Here is a 20999-nt window from a genome sequence, read left to right as displayed (position 1 = left end):
GGACACTCCAAGCCCCGCAGGGTCTCGACACCGCCGGACACATTCATGGGGCTACCAGCTGTGCCCATAGGCGGTCGACCAGAGCCGCCGACTCTCACCTGGCCATGCTGCCGCCAGTAACCCACGAGCTCAGCGCCGCTGGAGAGCCGGCTCTCTGGCAGTGACGTCAGCCTGGCCTGGCACTGCGGCCCGCTGCGAGGACCCCGACCACCCTCCCGGCTCAATCCAGTGGCTATTTGTCTAACCACACTCAATGCTGCTCTCATGGATGTCCCTGCTCCTCGCTTTCGCCGCATCGCCGCCCTCGTCGCGATCGACGCTGATGAGAAAGTGGCTCTTTTCCAGCGCCCTGAGTCGGACCCCTCGCATTGGGCCTTGCCGCAAAGTTCCGTCAGATCCACGGAGTCCTACGCGGAAGCCGCTGCTCGAGTGGCGGAACGCTACTTCAGAGGGCGAGCCGTGCGTTGGGGCTCCGTGATCGGGCGGCGCTGGGCCCGTCCCCCGGACGGCACATCGGCCGTACGGTTGGAGGAGCACGTCTTCCTGGCGCGCATCGGCTCCCCAATGCGCTCGGACCCGTTCGCCGCCGACCGCCCTGACCTGACGGCTCGGTGGACGCCGCGCGCGGTACTTGGCGATGTCCTTCGGGAACCGCACTCCGACCGCACCACCGATCTCGTCGACGGCTACCTCGACGGGTGGCTGCCGGCCGGACCGATCACGCTCTTCTGAGATCCGTCGAAGAGCGTCGGCGGCGTCTGGCCAATTGCGGGCGATGACTCGTATCCGACTGCTCCCATCGACGGACTCCCATATAGATCCCCCACAAGGAGCGGCTATGCCAGTGCACGCCATCGAGGTCACCTTGATTCGCCCAGCCCTCAAGAGAGAGCTCAGGGCTGCCCGACACAAATGCGCAATCCCGCTGGCGGTTTCGGCCGACCGGACCCGTCTGCTCACCGTGATCAGCACTGCGAACCGACAGGTTGCTCTGAGCGGCGTCTGGGCCGCACTGGGCGACCTGCTGCCCATCGACACCTTGTCCACCGCATATCCCGGCAAGGACGGCATGCACTTGCTCAGTGTGCAAGTAAGCGACGAGGTCTACGCGAGGGTGCGATATGCCGCTGCAGCCTCCGGGCAGGATCCGGATGAGTACGCGACTCGGGCCCTGCGGGACGGCATGTCCCGAGATCGAGCCGATGAGGCCGCGCGTCTGAACACGCTGCTGGACCGCTTGGTCGCCGAGTTCGGGCCCGAGCAGACTACTGCCGCCGCAGCTCGCCGGATCGCTTTGCAATCAGAGGCCGTCACAGCCAGCGGATAGCAAATGCCGGCACCCCTCAGGGACTTCAGTACGTCGATCGCGCAGTCCAGGCACGAGCGTCTCGGCACCCGCCCCGGCGCTGCGGACGCAACCCCAGTCGAGCTACGCCGAGCCGGCTCGCATGGCCGACTGGTACATCCGCCCCAAGCACGCACAACGACAGGAGAGACCGACCCGTCAGGCTCGGTTCCAGGCAGTCCGGCAGTCGCAACCAGACCAGGCGCCTGGTCGGTTGCAACCGTCGCGTGCAGTCCAGAACCGACCGTGTCTGGCAAGGTCTGTTTTCCGTCGCCGGATTTCCTGGATCTTGGCCCGTCATACCCGACAAGTCCCCTACGCTTGCGCCTGGTTGATGTTGGCCGTGACGCAGGAGGAAGCATGCCGATGGAATCAGGCGCGCATTCCGCCGTGCTGGACACCCTGACCTTGGTGCACGAGCAGATGAAGGAGCAGCACGAGGGCTGTTCCACTCTGCGATCGCAACTCGCCCAAGCCGAGGGGCGCCTGGCCCGTCTCGAGGCCCTCTACACGTCACTCATCGAGTCGCTGCCCGACCTGGGCGTCTCTCCGCAGCAACCACGCGAAGCGACTGAGGGCGAAACCGTCGAGGGTCAGGACGCAGAGGCTGAGGACCTCACCCCATCAGACGATCCTCAGCTTGCCGTGACGGAAGTCGATAACGAGTCAGGCACGGCAACGCTTCCGGACCTGATCATGAACCTCATGGCAAGCGCGAACCGGCCCCTGCGCGTCCGTGACGTCCTGGAAGCGATCAACCGCCTGAGAGATCAGGGAAGAACCGACAAGTTGCGCAGCTCAAAGCGGCCCACCGAGAACGTCCGAACGGCCCTGAATCGTCTGGCACGCAAGGGCCTTGTGGTCAAGGTCTCCCGCGGTGTCTACGAGATCGCTCGCGCCGACAACATCTCGGAGGCCGCCTGACGCAGACCACGCGCCCTTGATCGTCATTTCAGGGGTGGTGCCGCCGGGGTGGAGCCCGGCGGCACCTCACGTGCCCCTGATCATGGTTCACGTACACCCGAGATTAGTGGAGAGCATCTCCGCTCGGGGGCGCGTGGCCGATTTCACCCTGCCATTCCACCTTAGAATGTGCGGAAAGTAGGCATACGTGTCACTTCATGTCTCCAGCGACGGCCGACGCCGGGCTCGTCGCCCCGGGCCACAGCGGCATCCCGAGACCGTCCTCAAGGCGGCTGACGGTGACGACGTCGGGCCAACTGTCCCCCCGGAGCAGGTTCGCGATGACCTGCCGGTTGATCCCGCTCAGTTGCGCCAACTGCCTCAGGCTGAGGCCCTGACGCGCCATCTCGCGCTCCAGGGCCCGCGCGAGGGCCTGGACGACACCCGCCTGCGGGTGCCCGGGCAGCGGCGCGTGGGGCCACAGGTCCGGGTCCACGGCAAAGTCCCTCGGGGCCGTGCTGCGGTGCGTGCCACCGGGCATCGAGATGCGCTCCTCCACGTCGATGTGCACTATGTCCAGCAATGCGGCTATTTGATTAGCCGCTATTCGTGGCATGTCGTGCTGGAGCCAGAGATGAGTCATGCGATCCTGCGGTACCGCCCGAAAGACGCACCGCCGGAGTGGGAGGCGGTTGCCGACGGCGTGCGGATGCTGGTCGCGACCGTGGCCGACCACGTTCCGTACCGGCTCACCACGGTCTTGCGTGTGGTGGCGATGCTCGCTGTCCATGCCGAGCGAGCGGGCGTGCCCCGCGACCCGGCTGTGTGGCTGGACCAGTCGACCATCACCCACTGCCTGCTGACGGGCACGAAGCACGCTCCGAGCACGCTCCAGACCTACGCATCGCTGCTCAGCAGGGTCCGCGAGGTGCTGGTCTGGGTCGAGCGCGGCGAGCCGGCGCGGCCGCACCTGAGCGCCGACCGATCCCGCGCGCGGCCCTACAGCGCGAGCGCCCTCACCCGCCTGGCCGTGTGGGCGGACAACCTTCCGCCCACCCCCACCGGCCGTGGCAACGCCCGGGCGATGCTTGCTCTGGGTGCCGGCTGCGGCCTGTTCCCCGCAGAGATGCTCGCTGTGCGCGGGACAGACATTCACGTCCTGACCAGCGATGCGGTTGTCGTCCGCGTTCCTGGCAGCGACCGGCTGATCGTCTGCCGGTCGCTCTGGGAGGAGACCCTCGCCGAACTCGCCAGCACCGCGGGCCACCGGTACCTGTACGCCCCGGACCGCGAGGTGGAGCACCCGAAGAACGCGATCAGCAACTGGGTCGACAGAAACCGGCCTCGTGATCGCAAGGTCCCCGTCCCGGACATGAGACGCCTGCGCGCGACCTGGATCGTCTCCCTCCTCCGCGACCGCGTCCCTTCCGACCTCGTCGCCAAGGCTGCCGGCCTGCAGTCCGCCGCCTCTCTCGCTCCCTACCTGGCCTGGGTGCCCGAGATCTCCAAAGACGCCGCCGTTCGCCTGCTTCGGGGGTGGGCATGACGCACAAGCGTGAAGAGCGCAGGCCCGCGCCGTCACCGCATCCCTCCAAGCTCAACGACCGCCATGTGCGGCAGGTCCGCGACCTCGTCCGGGCCAGCGGCATTCTCGACGACCTCGCCCCGTTGGGGGCCGCCCGTCCTGGCCCTCGCGGTCTTCTGGCCGAAACCGTGCTGGTCGGCCTGATCCTCGCCGCTCGCGAGACACGCAGTACGAACATCGACGACGCCTGGGAGTGCATGCAGTTCCGGCTGCGTAAGCACTGGCTGAAGTACTTCGAGCTCAGGCCGGTCGATGCGACGGACATCGATGCCACGCACGCCTCGGCGAAGCGCTTCTACGATGCGTGGTCCCGCATCACGACTCTGCTGGACCCGGCCCGGCACGACCGGCGGACCCGGATGGCCCGCCACGAAACAGAGCCGTACCGTCTGGCCTGGGCACATCCGCGCAATCTCGATGCCTCGCACGCGCTTTCGCGGATCGCCAACCGGCTTGTCCTGGTGCCCGTCCGCGTCGCCGTCGCCCGCGGTCTGATGGACGACTGGCGTGGCGATCTGTCGGTGGACACAACCGCGGTCCCTACCTGGGCCCGGCCGAGCACCAGGCGACACGCGTCGCTCGAAGTGACGGCCGGCCTGCACGTCTCCGGCGGCGGTGATGAGACCTTCGGCTACAGCGCCACGCTGTTGGTGGCGGGACACAGCGACCCGGCCACCTCCCGTCGCTACCCCCAACTGTGCATGGGCATGGCCGTCCACGCGCCGAGCAAAGACATCGGTCCCCAAGCCGTGCGCCTGCTGCAGATCGTCCAGCGGCTCTGGCCCGTCAAGGGATTCATCGCCGGGGACCTCGCCTACTCCGATGCCAAGGTCGAGAACTTCCACGCCCCCGTACGCGCCCTCGGTTACAAGGTCGTCCTCGACTACAAGACCACCATGGTCAAGAAGGAGAAGGACGCCCCCGAGGGAACCATCGCCATCGCGGGCGACCTGCTGTGCCCCCACACACCGCAGCGGATCATCGACGCCTACCACCAGATGTCCGCCGCGAAGGGCAGCTCCCAGAGGGAGGAACTGCTGCCGCTCATCGTCCAGGCAGACCCCTACGTCCTGCCCCTGAAGCAGTCGGCAGACCACCGCGGTCTGGAACGCCGCCAGTGCCCCGCAGCAGGCACCAGCCCGCGCGTCACCTGCCCGTGGGCCCAGGAGCGCGACGCGGACGCCGACCGATCGCGGCGTCGCACACAGCCTCGACGTCCAGGCCGTGCCGCGCACACCGTCGACCTGGACAATCCGCGCGCCCGTCGCGCTCATCCGGGGGCACGCCCAACGGTGCGACCGCCCGACAGTCCCAAGCACCAACGTCCCGCCATCTGCCAGCAGTCCACGGTGACAGTGCCGGCCGACGTGATGCCCAAACTGCGCCAGGAACTCCCCTGGGGCCGGGCGCTTTGGCAACGCGCCTACCGCGGCCTGCGCAGCCACATCGAAGGGCTCAACGGCCGCGCCAAGAACGTCGACACGTTTCTGCACGCCCGCGAGAAGCGGCAGAGTCGCGGACGGGTGGCGCAGACCCTGCTGACCGCCGTCCAGCTCATGGTCGAGAACGTGAGGACCATCGAGTCGTTCCTCCGCGAGCGACGCCTGTGGAAGGCGGAGTACTACACGATCGGCGAGGTGCCCGAGACGCCCGATCCGTACGAGGCGACGGACGTCCTCGAAGAAAGCGACATCGTCACCCCGCCGCCCGAGAACCCCGCCACGTAGACGTCCGGCAGGCACAAGCGAAGCCACACCGCCGCGCCGTGGGACCACCAGCACTCCGGTCCCACGGCCGCTTCGCCATGCCCGCGCGACCATCGCCGGCTCCGCTCGCCGTGCCCTCGGCACCGGACGGGGCTTCCCGAAGCGGCATCCGTGCCGTACCTAGCCTGAAATGCAGGAAATCCCATCCAGACAACCGATCTGGATGGGATCTCGTGAACCGTTTCCGACCTAAGTCGTGAACGGCCCGTGCTGTGGACCTGAGGGGATTCGAACCCCTGACCCCCTCGATGCGAACGAGGTGCGCTACCGGACTGCGCCACAGGCCCTTGCAACGAGGAAAACTCTAGCATCCCGGCGGGGGTGCTCCGCGCCCCCGCCGCCGGGAGGTCACTCGTTGGCGGCGCGGGGGCGGTCGCGGTCGGCCTGCTGGTCGAACAGGGGGGTGCGGGAGCGGTCTCGGGAGCGGCGCGGGGTGACCGGGGCGGTGGAGAAGGTGGGCCGCGGTGCCGGGACCTCCCAGGTGTCCTCGGCGGGGATGCGCTGCTGGTCGACCCACTCGGCGTGGTCGGTCTGCTCCACGAGGGCGCGCCGGTCGGCCGTCGCGGGCTCCTCGGCGGGCGGCGCGGGCTCGTTCGCATCGGGCGCCTCGGCGACCGGCTCGCGGGTCGTACGGGCCTCACGCAGGCGCTTGGCGGCGTCGGCGGCGCGGCGCTGGTCGATCTTGACCTCGAAGCGGCGGCGTTCCTGGGCGCGCAGGTAGGCGATGTAGAACGTGAGCAGCACGGCGGGCGCGGCGGGGGCCCACAGGAAGGCGACGCCGCCGACGGCGGCGACGATCATGCCCGCGGTGAAGCCCAGGAAGAGCAGCGTGATGGTGCGGCGGCGGGCGGCGAGCACCTTGGCCCGCGGATTGGGCTTGTTCGCCTTCCCGGGATTCGCCGTCCCGCCCCGCTTCGCCCGCTTGCCGGGATTCCCCGCCTTCACGTTCTGCCGGGACTTCGGCTTCACCTCCGTCGCGGGTACGGCGAGGGCCCGGACGTCGACCGCGGGCTCCGCCTCGGCCTCCGATTCCGGGTCCGCCGTCTTGGCGTACTTGCGCTCCAGTGCCGCACGCCCGGACAACAGCCGGATGGCGGTGCTGAAGCGTTCCGTCGGGCGCGCTTCGTTGAGCTCGTCCTGCCTACGGAGCCACATCGGCACCAAGTAGGCAGCCCAGGCCCCGACGATGACTGCGTAGATGAGGCCGCTGCTGCTCACGCATCACACGGTAGGGGGGTTCGCGACAGGGCATACGCAATTTGGCGCGGTGTGTCGCACGATCTGGCTGATACTCCGAAATTTTTTTCTGATTGCGTTCAAGTCGGAGTCGGATCGGCGGTCATTTTCGAACAGACATTTTATTTGTGAGCCGTGCCAGGTCGGGCCTGGTGCCAGCGGTGGAGCATTCCCTCCGGCACCTCCTCGGCCGTCAACGCGAAGACCAGATGGTCACGCCAAGCTCCGTCGATATGGAGATAGCGGGGGCGCAGCCCTTCCTCGCGGAAGCCGAGTTTCTCCACCACCCGCCGGCTGGGCATGTTCTCCGGCCGGATGCAGACCTCGATGCGGTGCAGTCCGACCGCGCGGAAGCAGTGGTCGACGGCGAGCGCGACCGCGGTGGGCATGACCCCGCGGCCGGCGACGGCCTCGTCGACCCAGTAGCCGATATGGGCGCTGCACATGGAGCCCCAGGTGATCCCGGCGACGGTGAGCTGTCCGGCCAGCCGTCCCTGGTACTCGACGACGAACGGCATCATGCGGCCCGCGGCGGCCTCGTGGCGCAGCTGGCGGACCATCTGCCGGTAGGTGGGCCGCTGGGTGAGGTGACCGGGCGGCGCCGGGGGCACGGTGGCCTCCCACGGCCGCAGCCATTCGCGGTTGCGCCGGTTCACCTCGCGCCAGGCCCGCTGGTCGCGCATCCTTATCGGGCGGAGGAGGACGTCCGCGTCCGCCAGCTCGGCCGGCCAGGACCCGTTCAGCTCGGTCTCCCAGTCGTAGGGTGGTCGCCGCCGTGGATCTGCTCGACGGCATGGACGAGGATCGGGGCCAGGACGGCCAGGCCGTCCTTGACACCACCGGTCGACCCGGGGAGGTTCACCACCAGGGTGCGCCCGGCGACACCGCAGACGCCACGGGACAGCGCGGCCGTCGGCACCTTCTCGCGGCCCGCGGCGCGGACGGCCTCGGCGACGCCGGGGACCTCGTAGTCGAGGACGGCGCGGGTGACCTCCGGGGTGCGGTCGGTGGGCGAGATGCCGGTGCCGCCGGTGGTGACCACCACGTCGTACCCCTCGGCCACGGCCTCCCGGAGCGCGCTGCCGACGGGCTCCCCGTCCGGGACGACGCGCGGTCCGTCCACGGTGAAGCCCATCTCCCGCAGCCCGGCGACGACCAGCGGGCCGCCGCGGTCCTCGTAGACCCCGGCGGCCGCGCGGTTGGACGCGGTGATCGCGAGTGCCCTCATCGGGTGCGGCTCCAGTCCCCGGACTTGCCGCCGGTCTTCTCCTCGACCCGTACGTCCGTGATGACCGCGGCCTTGTCGACGGCCTTGACCATGTCGACGACCGTCAGCGCGGCGACGGTCACCGCGGTGAGGGCCTCCATCTCGACGCCCGTGCGGTCGGTCGTCTTCACGGTGGCCGTGATGTCCACGCAGGAGTCGCCGACGGCGAGGTCGACCTTCACCCCGGAGACCGCCAGCGGGTGGCAGAGCGGAATGAGGTCGGGAGTGCGCTTGGCGCCCATGATCCCGGCGATGCGCGCGGTGGCGAGGGCGTCCCCCTTGGGCACGCCCTCGCCCCGCAGCAACTCGATGACGCGCGGCGACACCAGGACCCGGCCGGTGGCACGCGCGGTGCGGGCGGTGACGTCCTTGTCCGAGACGTCGACCATGCGGGCCGCCCCCGCCTCGTCGATGTGCGTCAGATGCTGCTGTTCTGTCATCGGTACGGCACTCCCACTGCTCGCCGCGTGCTCGCGTGGGCAGTAACGGTACCCGCTCAGTCGAGCAGCACGACCTCGACCTCCGAGCCCGCCGCGACCTCCGTCGTGTCCTCGGGCACCACGATCAGCGAGTTCGCGTGGGCGAGGGCCTTGACCAGGTGGGATCCGGCGCCGCCCACGGGGGTGACCCGGCCGGTGGCGGGGTGGTAGCGGCCGCGCAGGAATTGCCGCCTTCCCTTGGGCGAGGAGGTCAGGTCACCCTCGCAGACGGCCCGTACGGTCGTCCGGAAGACCGGCTCCACGCCCATGAGGGTGCGGATCGCGGGCCGGACGAACAGCTCGAAGGAGACGTAGGCGCTGACCGGGTTGCCGGGCAGGGCGAGCAGCGGGGTGCGCTCGGGCTCGGGCGGCGCGGCTTCCGCGTCCCCGCCGTCACCCTCCGCCTCGCTGCGGGCGCCGGCGTCGATGAAGCCGAAGCCCTGCGGCTTGCCGGGCTGCATGGCCAGCTTGCGGAACTCGATCTCCTCGCCGAGGGCCTCCTTCACCACGTCGTACGCGCCGACGCTGACGCCGCCGGTGGTGACCAGGATGTCCGCCCGGATCAGCTGGTCCTCGACGGTGGCCCGGAAGGTCTCGGCGTCGTCCGCGACCGCGCCCACCCGGTACGACTGGGCGCCGGCCTCGCGGGCGGCGGCGGTGAGCATGTAGCTGTTGGAGTCGTGGATGCGGCCCGGGCCCAGCTCCTCGCCGGGCGGGACCAGCTCGCTTCCGGTGGAGACCACGACCACCCGCGGCCGCGGCCGCACCCGTACGGTGGCCCGGCCGACGGCGGCGAGCAGGGCGATCTGCGGCGGGCCCAGCACCGTGCCGGCGCTCAGCGCCAGCTCGCCCGCGGCGACGTCGCTGCCCCGGGCCCGGACGTGGTCGCCCGGCCCCACGGGCCGGTAGACACGGACCTCGCCGCCCACGGCGTCGGGGCTGCGGCTCGCGGCGGGCATGCCGACGACCGGTGCGCCGCCGGTGCCGCCGTCGGTCCACTCGACGGGGACGACGGCCTCGGCACCGGGGGGCAGCGGGGCGCCGGTCATGATGCGGGCGGTCTGCCCGGGGCCCACGGTGGGCAGTTCGCCGCTGCCGGCCGCCACGTCACCGATGACGGTGAGCACGGCCGGATGGGATGCGTCGGCGCCCTGGGTGTCGGTGGTGCGCACCGCGTAGCCGTCCATCGAGCTGTTCTCGAAGGGCGGCAACGCGACGGGCACCATGACGTCCTCGACGAGGACGCACCCCTGGGCGTCGAGGAGTTGCAGCTCGATGGGTTCCAGCGGCTTCAGCTGCCGCAGGATGTTGTCGAGGTGCTCCGAGACGGACCAGACGCGGTCGGCCGTGCCACTGCTCAATCTTGCATCTCCTCGCTGACGTACGTGCGCAGCCAGGACCGGAAGTCCGGCCCCAGGTCATCACGTTCGCATGCCAGTCGGACAATCGCACGCAGGTAGTCGCCGCGGTCTCCGGTGTCGTAGCGCCGGCCGGTGAAGACGACACCGTGCACGGGGCCGTCCGGGCCGTCCTCCTGGGCCAGTTCGCGCAGCGCGTCGGTCAGCTGGATCTCGCCGCCGCGGCCGGGCTGGGTCTTGCTGAGCACCGCGAAGACGGACGGGTCCAGCACATAGCGCCCGATGACGGCGTACGAGGAGGGGGCCTCGCCCGGCGCGGGCTTCTCGACGAGGTCGGTCACGCGGACCACGTCGTCGTCACCAGTGGGGACTATGGCGGCGCAGCCGTAGAGGTGGATCTGACTCGGGTCGACCTCCATCAGCGCGACGACGCTGCCGCCGTGCTGCTCCTGCACCTCGATCATGCGGCCGAGCAGCGGGTCCCGCGGGTCGATCAGGTCGTCGCCGAGCAGCACCGCGAAGGGCTGGTCGCCGACGTGCGGCTCGGCGCACAGCACGGCGTGGCCGAGGCCGCGCGGGTCGCCCTGGCGGACGTAGTGCATGGTGGCGAGGTCGCTGGACTCCTGAACCCTCGCCAGGCGGGCCTCGTCGCCCTTCGCGGACAGCGCGGACTCGAGTTCGTAGTTGCGGTCGAAGTGGTCCTCGAGCGGCCGCTTGTTCCGGCCGGTGATCATGAGGACGTCGGAGAGGTTCGCGGCGACGGCTTCCTCGACGACGTACTGGATGGCGGGCTTGTCGACCACCGGCAGCATTTCCTTGGGAGTCGCCTTCGTGGCGGGTAGGAAACGGGTGCCAAGCCCGGCGGCAGGGATGACAGCCTTGCTGATCCTGGTACGTGCGTGAGTCATGGGGCAACGATAACCGCTGCATATGAGGTGAAGATGAAGTTCCGGTTGCTTGATGCCGATAGGCGGCGGTTGCGCGTCCGATGAGTGACAACAACGCCGGCAAGAGGGAATTGCGGGAAGGCCTCCTCCAGGTGAGGCGCGGGTTGACTCCGGATGACCGTACCGAGGCCGAACGGGCGATCGCGCAACACGCCCTCGATCTGCCCGAATTGTCGGAGGCCCGGACGGTCGCGGCCTATGTGTCGATGGGTGGTGAGCCCGGCACGCGCGCGCTGCTCGACGTACTGCGCGAGCGGGGGGAGCGGGTGCTGCTGCCGGTCCTGCTGCCGGACAACGACCTGGACTGGGCGGCCTACGAGGGCTCCGGCGCCCTCGTGCGGACCGCCCGCGGCCTGTACGAGCCCACCGGCCCGCGACTGGGCCCCGCCGCGGTGACCGGGGCGGACACGGTCCTGCTCCCGGGACTGGCCGTCGACGGCCGGGGGCTGCGCCTGGGCCGTGGCGGGGGCTCGTACGACCGGGTGCTGGCCCGGCTGGACGCTGCGGGGGTGCGGCCCGCGCTGGTGGTGCTGCTGTACGCGCACGAGGTGCTGGACCGGCTGCCCGACGAGCCGCACGACCGGCCGGTCGACGCGGTGGTCACCCCGGTGGGCGTACGGCGCTTCGGGAAGCGCTGAGGGGCGGGCCGAACGGCCCGCCCCCCGTTGTCGTCACGGTTGTCGCCACGCGCCGCCCGCGCGGGCTACGGCGTCAGCGCCAGGGTGTCCTCCGTGGCCCCGTCGACAGGCTGCTTGGTGAAGACCCACGGCAGCAGCTCGCCCTTGGCCCACTTGGTGGTCTGGTCGGTGTAGTGGGAGCTGTAGGCGTGGCCGGAGGCTCCCGTCAGGTTGATCCACCGGGACTTGTCGAAGTCGTCGAGCGAGACCACCATCCGCATCGACGGCACCCAGACGACCTCGTAGCCGCCCGCCGCGTTCCAGCCGGCCGCGTTGACCGCCCCCTCGCCGCCGCCTATCTGCCACGGACCGCGGTTGAGCAGCCACCGGACGACGGCCGGGCCGCCGGTTCCCAGGGTCTGGTTGCGCAGCTCCAGTGTGTGGAGGCGGCCCCAGCTCCATGTGTCGATGTCCTTGCCCAGCTTGGCGGTCAGCTCGTAGCGGGCGTCCTTCATGGCCTGGGCGAACAGCTCGTCACGGGTGGTGCGGGCGCGGCCGCTGTCCTTGTCGTAGAAGGCGGTGGGCGAGGTCGTCCACCACGGGTTGTCCTCGTCGTCGAGGATCGAGAGCACGACCTCGAACCAGCGGTCGCCGCCGTCCGGCTGCGCCTGGTCGGCGGCACGCCGGCCGCACTCCCGCACGAGCTTGGGCGCGCCGCCGAGGTCGTCGACCGGACCGGTCTGGTCGGCGGCGGGCACGGTCAGGCATTGGCCCTGGGGGCGCAGTTCCTTGGGCAGCTTGTTGCCGAAGGCCAGCTTGAGGATGTTGCGCCAGACGGCGTTGAAGTAGGCCGCGGGCGCGGAGTCGGAGTCCTGGTTGAGATCCCAGCCCTCCAGCAGCTTCTGGGCGTCGCGAACGTAGTCGTCCTTGTCGTTCTTTATGTTGATCTTCAGCAGCATCGGCACGAGCTTCTTGGCGACCACGCTGAAGCTGTCGCCCTGCATCTCCTGCATGTCGTCCATGGAGACCAGGCCGCCGTCCCTGATCTTCAACTGGATCAGGTCGTCGATCCGCTGGCTGCGCATGCCGTAACCCCAGTCCTCCGTCAGCAGGTAGGGGTACTTCTGCTGGTCGACCACGGCCTGGTTGGCGGTGACGATGTAGCCGCGCTTCGGGTCGTAGTCGTACGGCATGGCGGAGAAGGGGATCGGCTTCTTCCACTGGTACCGCGGGTCCCAGCCGGGGGCCGGGTAGGTGCCGTCGTAGCCCGCGGCACGGACCGGGATCCAGCCGGGGGCCTGGTAGCCGATGTGGCCGTGGGCGCCCTTGTCGTCGGCGTAGATCAGGTTCTGGGACGGGACGGCGAAGTCGCGGGCGGCGGCCCGGAACTGCTTCCAGTCGGTCGCCGTGTCGAGCTCGAAGACCGCGTCCACGGTGTTGGACGGGTAGAGCGCGGTCCACTTGAGGGAGACCGCGTAGCCGTCGCCGCGGTCCGGCGCGGAGTTCGGCACCGGGGCCTGGTCTCCCACCGTGCGCAGCTCGGCGCTGCGGTCGGAGATCACCGGGCCGTTGTCGGTGCTGCGCACCGTGATCGTGCGGTCGCCACCGCCGGCGACCTTGATGGTCTCCTTGCGCGTCTTGAAGCGCTGCTGCTTGCCGTCGTACAGGTACGTGTCGGCGGTGACCTTCTCCAGGTAGAGGTCGGTCACGTCGGCACCGAGGTTGGTCATGCCCCAGGCGATCGACTGGTTGTGGCCGATGATCACACCGGGCATGCCGGAGAAGGTGTAGCCGGCGACGTCGAAGGGGCAGGACTTGCCGACGCTGTTGCAGTGCAGGCCCATCTGGTACCAGAGCGAGGGCATCTGCGGGGCGAGGTGGGGGTCGTTGGCCAGCAGCGGCTTGCCGGTGGTGGTGTGCTCGCCGGAGACGACCCAGGAGTTGGAACCGATGCCGTTGCCGTTGGGGCCGAGCAGCGCCGGGATCTCGTCGAGGGTGTCGGAGAGCGACGACAGCTGGGACTGGACGTTCGAGGTCGCCTCGGAGGTGGAGGCGGTGCCGGTGCCGGTGCCGGTGCCGGCCTCCGTTCCGGTGCCGGTGCCGCCCGTGTTCGTGTCGGCGCCCGTACCGGATCCGGGACTGGTGCCCGCTTTTGTGATGGTTCCGGCCGTTTCGTAATCGCCCGTGGACTCGTTGACCTTGCCGTCCTCGACGATCGGCTTGTTCCGGGCGTACGGGTAGGCGGGGTAGAGCTGATCGATCTGCGCGCGGTTCAGCCGGCTCGACAGCAGCGAGCGGTCGATCTCGTCCTGCATGTTGCCGCGCAGATCCCAGGCCATCGCCTTCAGCCAGGCGACCGAGTCGACCGGGGTCCACTTCTCCGGCACGTAGTCGTTGCTGAACTTCAGCGCCGCGTACTCGACGGACAGGTCGGCGCCGGAGTGGCCGTCCAAGTAGGCGTTGACGCCGTCGGAGTAGGCCTGGAGGTACTTCTTCGTGGTGGCCGACAGCTTGGTGTCGTACTCCTGCTGTGCGACCCGGCGCCAGCCGAGCGTGCGCAGAAAGGCGTCGGTCTCGACCTGGCCGCTGCCGAACATCTCCGACAGCCGGCCGGCGGTCAGGTGCCGGCGCACGTCCATCTCGTAGAAGCGGTCCTGGGCCTGGACGTAGCCCTGGGCGCGGAACAGGTCCTCGGCGGTGTCGGCGTAGATCTGCGGGATGCCGTTGCCGTCGCGCTTCACTTGGACGGCACTGGCCAGGCCCTTGAGCTGCAGGGTTCCGGTGGTCTGCGGGAGGGAGGCGCGGACGGTGGCGACACTCCAGTACGACCCGTAGACGATGCCCGCCACGAGCACGAGCACGACCCCGATCACGATGAGGCGCGTGCGGCGGGACTTCTTCTTGGCGGGCATCGATGTCCTTCGAAAGGCAGGGTGGACCGATTGCTAGGGGCCACCTTAGGCGCACCGACCCGTAGCCCCCCAGGCGGTGTCCGGTCCTGTGGACGGAGATCGCCACAACCCCAAGCACAGGTAAAATATTAGGTAAGGCAATGAACTTCGCCGAAAGGACCGGCTCCTGACTGTCGACCGCCTCAACGAACTCCTGCTGATGTGCGCCCTTGTGCTGCTCATAGCGGTGGTCGCCGTGCGCCTCTCCTCGCGCAGCGGCCTGCCCAGCCTGCTCCTCTATCTGGGCATTGGGGTCGCGATAGGACAGGACGGACTGGGAGTCGCCTTCAACAACGCCGCATTGACCCAAGTATTGGGGTATGCCGCACTTGTGGTGATCCTGGCCGAGGGTGGTCTCGGCACGCAGTGGCGGGAGATCAAACCGGCGGTTCCGGCGGCGGCGGTCCTGGCGACCTTGGGCATCGCGGTCAGCGTCGGCATCACGGCCGCCGCGGGGCACTACCTGGTCGGGTTGGACTGGCGGCAGTCGCTCCTCATCGGCGCGGTCGTCTCGTCCACCGACGCGGCGGCCGTCTTCTCGGTGCTGCGCAGGGTGCCGCTGCCGAGCCGGGTGACCGGTGTGCTCGAAGCGGAGTCCGGCTTCAACGACGCCCCGGTGGTCATCCTTGTCGTCGCCTTCTCCGAGCACTGGCCGGTGCACAACTGGGGCCTGCTGCTGGGCGAGATCGCCCTGGAGCTGGCCATCGGCGCCGCGATCGGCCTGGCGATCGGCATGCTGGGCGCGTTCGCGATGCGCCGCGTCGCGCTGCCCGCCTCCGGCCTCTACCCGATCGCGGTCCTGGCGATCGCCGTCCTCGCCTACGCGGGCGGGGCGCTCGCCCACGGCTCGGGGTTCCTCGCCGTGTACGTCGCCTCCGTCGTGCTGGGCAACGCCAAACTCCCGCACCGCCCGGCCACCAGGGGCTTCGCGGAAGGGCTCGCCTGGCTGGCGCAGATCGGCCTGTTCGTGCTGCTGGGCCTGCTGGTGACCCCGCACGAGCTCGGCGACGACATCGTGCCGGCGCTCGTGGTCGGTCTGGTCCTGACGGCCGTGGCGCGGCCGCTGTCGGTGACGGCGAGCCTGCTGCCGTTCCGCACGCCCTTCCGCGACCAGGTGCTGCTGTCCTGGGCCGGGCTGCGCGGGGCGGTGCCCATCGTCCTGGCCACGATCCCCATGGTCGCGGGCGTCCGGCAGAGCGAGCGCATCTTCAACATCGTCTTCGTCCTGGTCATCGTCTACACCCTCGTGCAGGGTCCGACACTGCCCTGGGTCGCCCGCAGGCTCCGGCTCGGGGACCCGGGGGCCGCGGAGGACCTGGGGATCGAGTCCGCGCCCCTGGAGCGGCTGCGCGGGCACCTGCTGTCGGTGCGGATCCCGCCACGCTCGCGCATGCACGGCGTGGAGGTCAGCGAACTGCGGCTGCCGCCGGGCGCGGCGGTCACCCTGGTCGTCCGCGAAAACAAGAGTTTCGTCCCGCTGCCGACGACGGTGCTGCGGCATGGTGACGAACTTCTCGTCGTCGCCACCGACCCGGTGCGGGACAAGGCGGAGGCACGGCTGCGTGCGGTGGGACGCGGCGGAAAGCTGGCCGGATGGCTGGAATCGGGCGGTGGTGCCGGCCGTTAGCATGACTGTCGACAGTCACCACCAACTCTGCCTGACGCAGAGCTGGCGCGACCGCCCGGCGGCCGGACAGCCCGGTATCTACCTCGGTCATGCGCGAGAGGACAGCTCTCGGCGCACAGGAACGCGACCAGGCGTCCAGGGTGCGCTACCAGGCGGCGGAAAGGCCCGGCCGTGGTATCCACGGTCACTCGTACGTCCCGTTCGTCCCGATCACCCCGTCCTTCGGGTTCCTCCCGGCGTTCCCGTGCCGCGACGCGCCCGGGATACGGGCAGTTGCTGCGCACGCCGGGTGCGTGGACCTTCCTGCTGCCCGGGTTCGCGGCGCGCCAGCCCTTCGCGATGCTGACCATCGGCATCGTGCTGCTGGTGCAGCACACCACCGGCTCCTACGGCACCGCCGGTGCCGTCTCGGCCGTCACCGGCGTCTCCATGGCGCTGTTCGCCCCGCAGAGCGGCAAGCTCTCCGACCGCTTCGGCCAGGGTGCCGTGCTGCTGCCCGGGGTGCTCGTCCACGCGGCGTCCGGGACGATGCTCGCCGTGCTCGCGCTGGCGCACGCGCCGCTGTGGGCGCTGCTGGCGGTGGCGGTGCCCACCGGCGCCTCGGTCCCGCAGGTCGGGCCCATGGTGCGGGCCCGCTGGGCGGCCACGCTGCCGGCCGGGTCACCGCTGCTGCAGACGGCGGCGGCCTTCGAGTCGGTCACGGACGAGTTCACCTTCGTCATCGGACCGGTGCTGGCCACGGCGCTGGCCACCGGGGTGCATCCGGCGGCCGGGCTGCTGTCCGAGGCCGTGCTGACGCTCGCCGGCGGCCTGCTCTTCGCCGCCCAGCGGCGGACCGCACCCGCACCCTCCCGGTCCGTACCGGGCGCCCGGAAGCGTGAGGCCTCCGCGCTGACCGTGCCCGGCGTGCGGGTGCTGGCCGTGGCCTTCCTCGGGATCGGCGCCGTCTTCGGCGGCATGCAGGTCTCCGTGACGGCCTTCACGGAGGAGATCGGGCGGCCCGGCATCAACGGCCTGCTCTACGGGACCTTCGCGGCCGGCAACATGCTCGCGGGGCTGGCGTGCGGCGCGGTCGCCTGGAAGTCGGGGCCCAAACGGCGCATGGTCGTCGGCTACACGGCGCTGACCCTGGCCACCTCGATGCTGTGGGCGGCGCACGCCGTGCCGCTGCTGGGCGGGCTCGGGCTGCTGGTCGGGCTCACCATCGCCCCGGCCCTGATCACCGGCTACACCCTGGTCGAGTCGCTGGTGCCCGCGGGGGTCCGCACGGAGGCCTTCACCTGGCTGACCGGCGCGGTGGCGCTGGGCCAGGCGGCGGCGGCCACCGCGGCCGGGCGGCTGGCCGACGGGATCGGGGCGAGCGCCGGATTCACCGTGCCGCTGGCGGGTACCGGGCTGGCACTCCTCACCGTGCTGGCACTGCGCGAACGGCTCGCGCCGAGGCCGTCCGAAGTGGTCGCGGCACGCGGCGCCGGGACCGGCCAGGGCAGTGGCATCGGTCACCGCGAGCCGGTCGCGGTGGACTGACGCCGCGGAATACTGCACTATTGACCGTCGTTAGCACTCACTGAGTCAGAGTGCCAGGAGGAGCAAGTGCCGACGTACCAGTACCAGTGCACCGCCTGCGGCGAGGGCCTCGAGGCGGTGCAGAAGTTCACCGACGACCCGCTGACCGAGTGCCCGGCCTGCAACGGCCGGCTGCGCAAGGTCTTCTCCGCGGTCGGCGTCGTCTTCAAGGGATCCGGCTTCTACCGGACCGACAGCCGCGGCTCGTCGTCCAGCAGCACGCCGGCCGCCAAGAGCAGCGCCTCGGAGTCGAAGTCCTCTTCGGACTCCAAGAGCGGCTCCGGCTCCTCCAGTGGATCCACCGGTTCCACCAGCACCTCCAGCGGCTCCACGAGCTCGGCGAGCACCTCGGCCGCCTGAGCGGAGCCGACGGCACCCTGGCCTGAAGGAGGCCCCCGTCGTGGGCGACGGGGGCCTTCGGCGTACCCGCGCGACCGGTTTCGTGCTGCAGCGCCCCGGCCTCCGGTCGCAGACTGGAGACATGCTGAGTGGTTGGGTCGTCGACCGGCCCGGGCCCATGATCACGGAGCCGCTGGTACGCGTCGGGCGCCCCAAGCCGGTGCCCGGACCGCGCGAACTGCTGCTGCGCGTGGAGGCGTGCGGCGTGTGCCGTACCGATCTGCACCTGGCGGAGGGGGACCTGCCGCCGCACCGCCGGGAGACCGTCCCCGGTCACGAGGTGGTGGGACGGGTCATCGGCGGCGGTGAGCTCGTCAGCCGCTTCGCCGAGGGCGACCGGGTGGGCATCGCCTGGCTCCGCGGCACCTGCGGGAAGTGCGCCTACTGCCTGACCGGCCGCGAGAACCTGTGCCCGTACTCGCTGTACACCGGCTGGGACGCCGACGGCGGCTTCGCCGACTTCACCTCCGTGCCCGAGGACTACGCCTACGCGCTGCCCGAGGACGCCGACGGCCGGGACGCGGTGCACCTGGCGCCGCTGCTGTGCGCGGGCATCATCGGCTACCGCGCCCTGCGCCGCAGCGACCTGCCGGCCGGGGGACGGCTGGGCATCTACGGCTTCGGCGCCTCCGCGCACATCGCCGCCCAGGTCGCGCTGGCCGAGGGGGCCACCGTGCATGTACTGACCCGGTCGGAGCGGGCGCGGGACCTCGCGCTGGAGCTCGGTGCCGCCTCCGCGGGAGCGGCGGCGGACCGGCCGCCGGAGCCGTTGGACGCGGCCATCCTCTTCGCGCCGGTCGGCGATCTGGTGCCGCCGGCCCTGGCGGCCCTGGACCGGGGCGGCACGCTGGCGGTCGCGGGCATCCACCTGAGCGACATCCCGGCGCTGAACTACCAGCGCCATCTGTTCCAGGAACGCAATCTGCGCAGCGTCACCTCCAACACACGCCAGGACGGGCAGGAGTTCCTGGCCCTGGCCGCCAGAATCGGGATCCAGGTGACCGCCACTCCCTATCCCCTGGACCACGCGGACCGGGCGCTGTCCGACCTGGCCGCCGACCGCGTCAACGGTGCGGCGGTCCTCGTGCCGGGCTGAGACGTGCGCTGAAGCGTGGACCGAGAGGTGAACGGGGCGGGGTGGGGAACGGAGCCGAGCGGAGCGAAAGCCACAAGGAGGCACCGCCATGGACACCAGCCACGGACCAGTCGTGGTCGGCACGGACGGTTCGCCCCGCGCCACCGCTGCGGTGCTGTGGGCCGCCGGTGAGGCCGTGCTGCGCGATCGCCCGCTGCACATCCTGCACGCGGTCGGCGTCGAGACCCGTTCCGGCAGGAATCTGTCCCCCGAGACCGCACAGCTCGTCCTCGACGGCGGCCGCGCGCTGCTGGACGAAGCGGCGGCGTCGGCCACCGCCCGCTACCCGGACCTGACGGTCTCCACCTCACTCGACAAGGGCAAGCCCACAGAAAGCCTCCTGGAGCACTCAGGGCCCGAGAGCCTGACCGTCGTCGGCTGCCGTGGACGCGGAGGCTTCCACGCCCTGCTGCTCGGCTCGGTCGGATTGCGGGTGGCGACCCATGCGCACGGGCCCGTGGTCGTCGTGCGCGGCAGCGAGCAACCGTCCACCGGTGTCGTCCTGGTCGGGATCAAGGATGAGACGGATCTGGCCACCGTGCGCTTCGCCGCCGACGAGGCCCGGCTGCGGAAGGCCACCCTGCGCCTCCTGACCGCGTGGAGCCTGCTCGGGGCGGTGGGCGAGATGGTGCCCGGGCTGGACGACGCCACGTCGGTCGGTGACCGGGAGGCGGCGGCGGAACAGCATGTCGCCAACACGATCCGCGGGGAGTACCCGGACCTCACCGTGACCGTGGACCTGGTCAAGGCCACCTCCGCGAGCGGTGCGCTGGTGGATGCCTCGGCCCATGCCGATCTGCTCGTCGCGGGTGCCCGGCGGCATCAGCGCACCGACGGTCGGCTGGCCCATGTGACGCACGCCGTGCTGCATCACGCGCACTGTCCCGTAGCGGTCTTCCACCGAGCCTGATCGATCCCCCCTCGGCGGGCCGCGACGGCCCCTCCGCGCTACACAGTGCGTATGAGGCTGCCCGTGATGTGGGTGGGGACGATGCGTATCCACAGATCGTCCTCACCCCCGGACCACGGGCCGGGATGCGTCTCCAGCGCGCGGGCGTCCTCGGGATCGACGACGTGCTCGGCAACCCCGAGGACGAGCACGCTCCATCCCGCACTGAGGCAGGCATCGAGCTGATCGACCTCGAAGGCGACCTCGCTGCCCCTGGCCAGGGACGGGGGCGCGTCCGCAGCGGTGCGGTAGACGATGGCACCGTCGACGACCGCGTAGTTCACCGGGACGACCGCGGGGTGCCCGCTGCCGGTGGTGAGCGCGATCCTGCCGACGTCATGGCCGGACAGCCGGGTCCAGCACTCCTCCGACAGCAGTTCCTCCATCACCGGCGGCCCGGAGGCCTCCGTCTCCGGGGGGAGGTGTTCGGCGTCGCCCCCCAGCAGATGGCTGGCGGTGGTCCGCAACGCGCCCGCGAGCCGGAGCAGGGCGTTGGTCCCGATGGTGTGGTGGCACTGCTCCTCCACGTACCGCACATAGCTCGGCGTCATGCCGGCCTTGGCGGCCACTTCCTCGCGGCTGAGCCCCAGTTGTTCTCGCCGCTGAGCGACGCGACGGCTGACATCCCCCGGATGGGCTCTCGACCTCTCGGACGGGCCGTCGCGCAATGACTGCCTGGGCACGTCGACCACCTCCCGCTCTCGGACTGACTGGACGCTTCGGTTCGCTACCAGCAAGCACACCACCGCGGGCGCCGCACCGCCAGACCCGTCGAGCCCGTCCCCTCGAACGGGTGACCGAGTTATCCACAACTGGTGGGTACTCCACAGGCCGCCGGGCCGCGTCGGCGCGATGCGCCATGGTGGTCC

The 20999-nt window shown here is 70.5% G+C and carries 20 protein-coding genes and 1 tRNA gene; 11 read left to right on the top strand and 10 right to left on the bottom strand.

Annotation, left to right across the window (positions count from 1 at the left end):
• The first annotated feature begins 264 nt into the window (after positions 1–264).
• The 3 genes from ACRWNP_RS31820 (at position 265) to ACRWNP_RS31810 (ending at position 2269) form a co-directional block, all read left to right on the top strand.
• A complete protein-coding gene (locus tag ACRWNP_RS31820; protein ID WP_431967529.1) occupies positions 265–732 on the top strand; it encodes an NUDIX domain-containing protein in 468 nt (155 codons plus the stop codon).
• A 112-nt stretch (positions 733–844) separates the two neighbouring features.
• Positions 845–1327, top strand: a complete 483-nt coding sequence (locus ACRWNP_RS31815; protein WP_431967527.1) for a hypothetical protein — start codon at positions 845–847, stop codon at positions 1325–1327.
• A gap of 378 nt (positions 1328–1705) precedes the next feature.
• Entirely contained in the window at positions 1706–2269 is a 564-nt protein-coding gene (locus ACRWNP_RS31810) for a hypothetical protein (RefSeq protein WP_431967525.1), read from the top strand.
• 190 nt (positions 2270–2459) lie between these two features.
• On the opposite strand, the gene ACRWNP_RS31805 is transcribed toward ACRWNP_RS31810, so the two are convergent.
• Entirely contained in the window at positions 2460–2831 is a 372-nt protein-coding gene (locus tag ACRWNP_RS31805) for a helix-turn-helix domain-containing protein (RefSeq protein WP_431967523.1), read from the bottom strand.
• Here ACRWNP_RS31805 and ACRWNP_RS31800 point away from each other — a divergent pair.
• Together ACRWNP_RS31800 and ACRWNP_RS31795 are read left to right on the top strand one after the other, a co-directional pair.
• Positions 2814–3794, top strand: coding sequence for a hypothetical protein (locus ACRWNP_RS31800; protein WP_401973403.1), 981 nt, complete (start codon positions 2814–2816; stop codon positions 3792–3794). The two genes, ACRWNP_RS31805 and ACRWNP_RS31800, sit on opposite strands and share 18 nt — an antisense overlap.
• Entirely contained in the window at positions 3791–5560 is a 1770-nt protein-coding gene (locus tag ACRWNP_RS31795) for a hypothetical protein (RefSeq protein WP_431967520.1), read from the top strand. The genes ACRWNP_RS31800 and ACRWNP_RS31795 overlap by 4 nt, the downstream gene beginning before the upstream one ends.
• A 252-nt stretch (positions 5561–5812) precedes the next feature.
• Here ACRWNP_RS31795 and ACRWNP_RS31790 read toward each other — a convergent pair.
• The 7 genes from ACRWNP_RS31790 to galU all read right to left on the bottom strand — a co-directional run bounded on the left by ACRWNP_RS31790 (position 5813) and on the right by galU (position 10847).
• Positions 5813–5886 (bottom strand) — tRNA-Ala (locus tag ACRWNP_RS31790).
• 61 nt (positions 5887–5947) lie between these two features.
• The gene (sepX, locus tag ACRWNP_RS31785) at positions 5948–6817 is read right to left on the bottom strand and encodes a divisome protein SepX/GlpR (protein WP_431967518.1); all 870 of its coding nucleotides are present in this window, start codon (positions 6815–6817) and stop codon (positions 5948–5950) included.
• A 140-nt stretch (positions 6818–6957) separates the two neighbouring features.
• Positions 6958–7578 carry a GNAT family N-acetyltransferase gene (locus ACRWNP_RS31780; RefSeq protein WP_431967533.1) on the bottom strand — a complete coding sequence of 207 codons (621 nt, stop codon included), beginning with the start codon at positions 7576–7578 and terminating at the stop codon, positions 6958–6960.
• Entirely contained in the window at positions 7575–8063 is a 489-nt protein-coding gene (locus tag ACRWNP_RS31775) for a MogA/MoaB family molybdenum cofactor biosynthesis protein (protein ID WP_431967516.1), read from the bottom strand. Before ACRWNP_RS31775 ends, ACRWNP_RS31780 begins: the two co-directional genes overlap by 4 nt.
• Positions 8060–8542 (bottom strand): cyclic pyranopterin monophosphate synthase MoaC, encoded by a 483-nt coding sequence (gene moaC / locus ACRWNP_RS31770; RefSeq protein WP_431967514.1) that lies wholly within the window; start codon positions 8540–8542, stop codon positions 8060–8062. Before moaC ends, ACRWNP_RS31775 begins: the two co-directional genes overlap by 4 nt.
• 56 nt (positions 8543–8598) lie before the next feature.
• Entirely contained in the window at positions 8599–9942 is a 1344-nt protein-coding gene (locus ACRWNP_RS31765; protein ID WP_431967513.1) for a molybdopterin molybdotransferase MoeA, read from the bottom strand.
• On the bottom strand, positions 9939–10847 hold the full coding sequence (galU, locus tag ACRWNP_RS31760; RefSeq protein WP_431967511.1) for a UTP--glucose-1-phosphate uridylyltransferase GalU: 909 nt from the start codon (positions 10845–10847) through the stop codon (positions 9939–9941). The genes ACRWNP_RS31765 and galU overlap by 4 nt, the downstream gene beginning before the upstream one ends.
• Before the next feature lie 80 nt (positions 10848–10927).
• On the opposite strand from galU, the gene ACRWNP_RS31755 reads away from it, so the two are divergent.
• Positions 10928–11524: a 5-formyltetrahydrofolate cyclo-ligase gene (locus ACRWNP_RS31755; protein ID WP_431967509.1), complete on the top strand. Its 597-nt coding sequence runs from the start codon at positions 10928–10930 to the stop codon at positions 11522–11524.
• 65 nt (positions 11525–11589) lie between these two features.
• Here the strand turns inward: ACRWNP_RS31755 and ACRWNP_RS31750 are convergent, their stop codons facing one another.
• Positions 11590–14415 carry a penicillin acylase family protein gene (locus tag ACRWNP_RS31750; protein ID WP_431967507.1) on the bottom strand — a complete coding sequence of 942 codons (2826 nt, stop codon included), beginning with the start codon at positions 14413–14415 and terminating at the stop codon, positions 11590–11592.
• A gap of 166 nt (positions 14416–14581) precedes the next feature.
• Between ACRWNP_RS31750 and ACRWNP_RS31745 the strand changes: the two genes are divergently transcribed.
• The 5 genes from ACRWNP_RS31745 (at position 14582) to ACRWNP_RS31725 (ending at position 20091) form a co-directional block, all read left to right on the top strand.
• Positions 14582–16081, top strand: a complete 1500-nt coding sequence (locus tag ACRWNP_RS31745) for a potassium/proton antiporter (RefSeq protein WP_431967531.1) — start codon at positions 14582–14584, stop codon at positions 16079–16081.
• A gap of 171 nt (positions 16082–16252) precedes the next feature.
• On the top strand, positions 16253–17608 hold the full coding sequence (locus ACRWNP_RS31740) for an MFS transporter (protein ID WP_431967505.1): 1356 nt from the start codon (positions 16253–16255) through the stop codon (positions 17606–17608).
• Between the two features lie 66 nt (positions 17609–17674).
• Positions 17675–18007, top strand: coding sequence for an FmdB family zinc ribbon protein (locus tag ACRWNP_RS31735; protein ID WP_431967503.1), 333 nt, complete (start codon positions 17675–17677; stop codon positions 18005–18007).
• Positions 18008–18128: 121 nt separating this feature from the next.
• Positions 18129–19142, top strand: a complete 1014-nt coding sequence (locus tag ACRWNP_RS31730) for a zinc-dependent alcohol dehydrogenase family protein (RefSeq protein ID WP_431967501.1) — start codon at positions 18129–18131, stop codon at positions 19140–19142.
• Between the two features lie 88 nt (positions 19143–19230).
• Positions 19231–20091 (top strand): universal stress protein, encoded by an 861-nt coding sequence (locus tag ACRWNP_RS31725; protein WP_431967499.1) that lies wholly within the window; start codon positions 19231–19233, stop codon positions 20089–20091.
• A gap of 38 nt (positions 20092–20129) precedes the next feature.
• On the opposite strand, the gene ACRWNP_RS31720 is transcribed toward ACRWNP_RS31725, so the two are convergent.
• A complete protein-coding gene (locus ACRWNP_RS31720; RefSeq protein WP_431967497.1) occupies positions 20130–20813 on the bottom strand; it encodes a helix-turn-helix domain-containing protein in 684 nt (227 codons plus the stop codon).
• Between the last annotated feature and the right edge of the window lie 186 nt (positions 20814–20999).

Source organism: Actinacidiphila sp. bgisy160 (assembly GCF_965342435.1).
In the GTDB taxonomy this organism is placed as follows: Bacteria; Actinomycetota; Actinomycetes; order Streptomycetales; family Streptomycetaceae; genus Actinacidiphila.
This window is presented reverse-complemented; position numbering and strand designations above follow the sequence as displayed.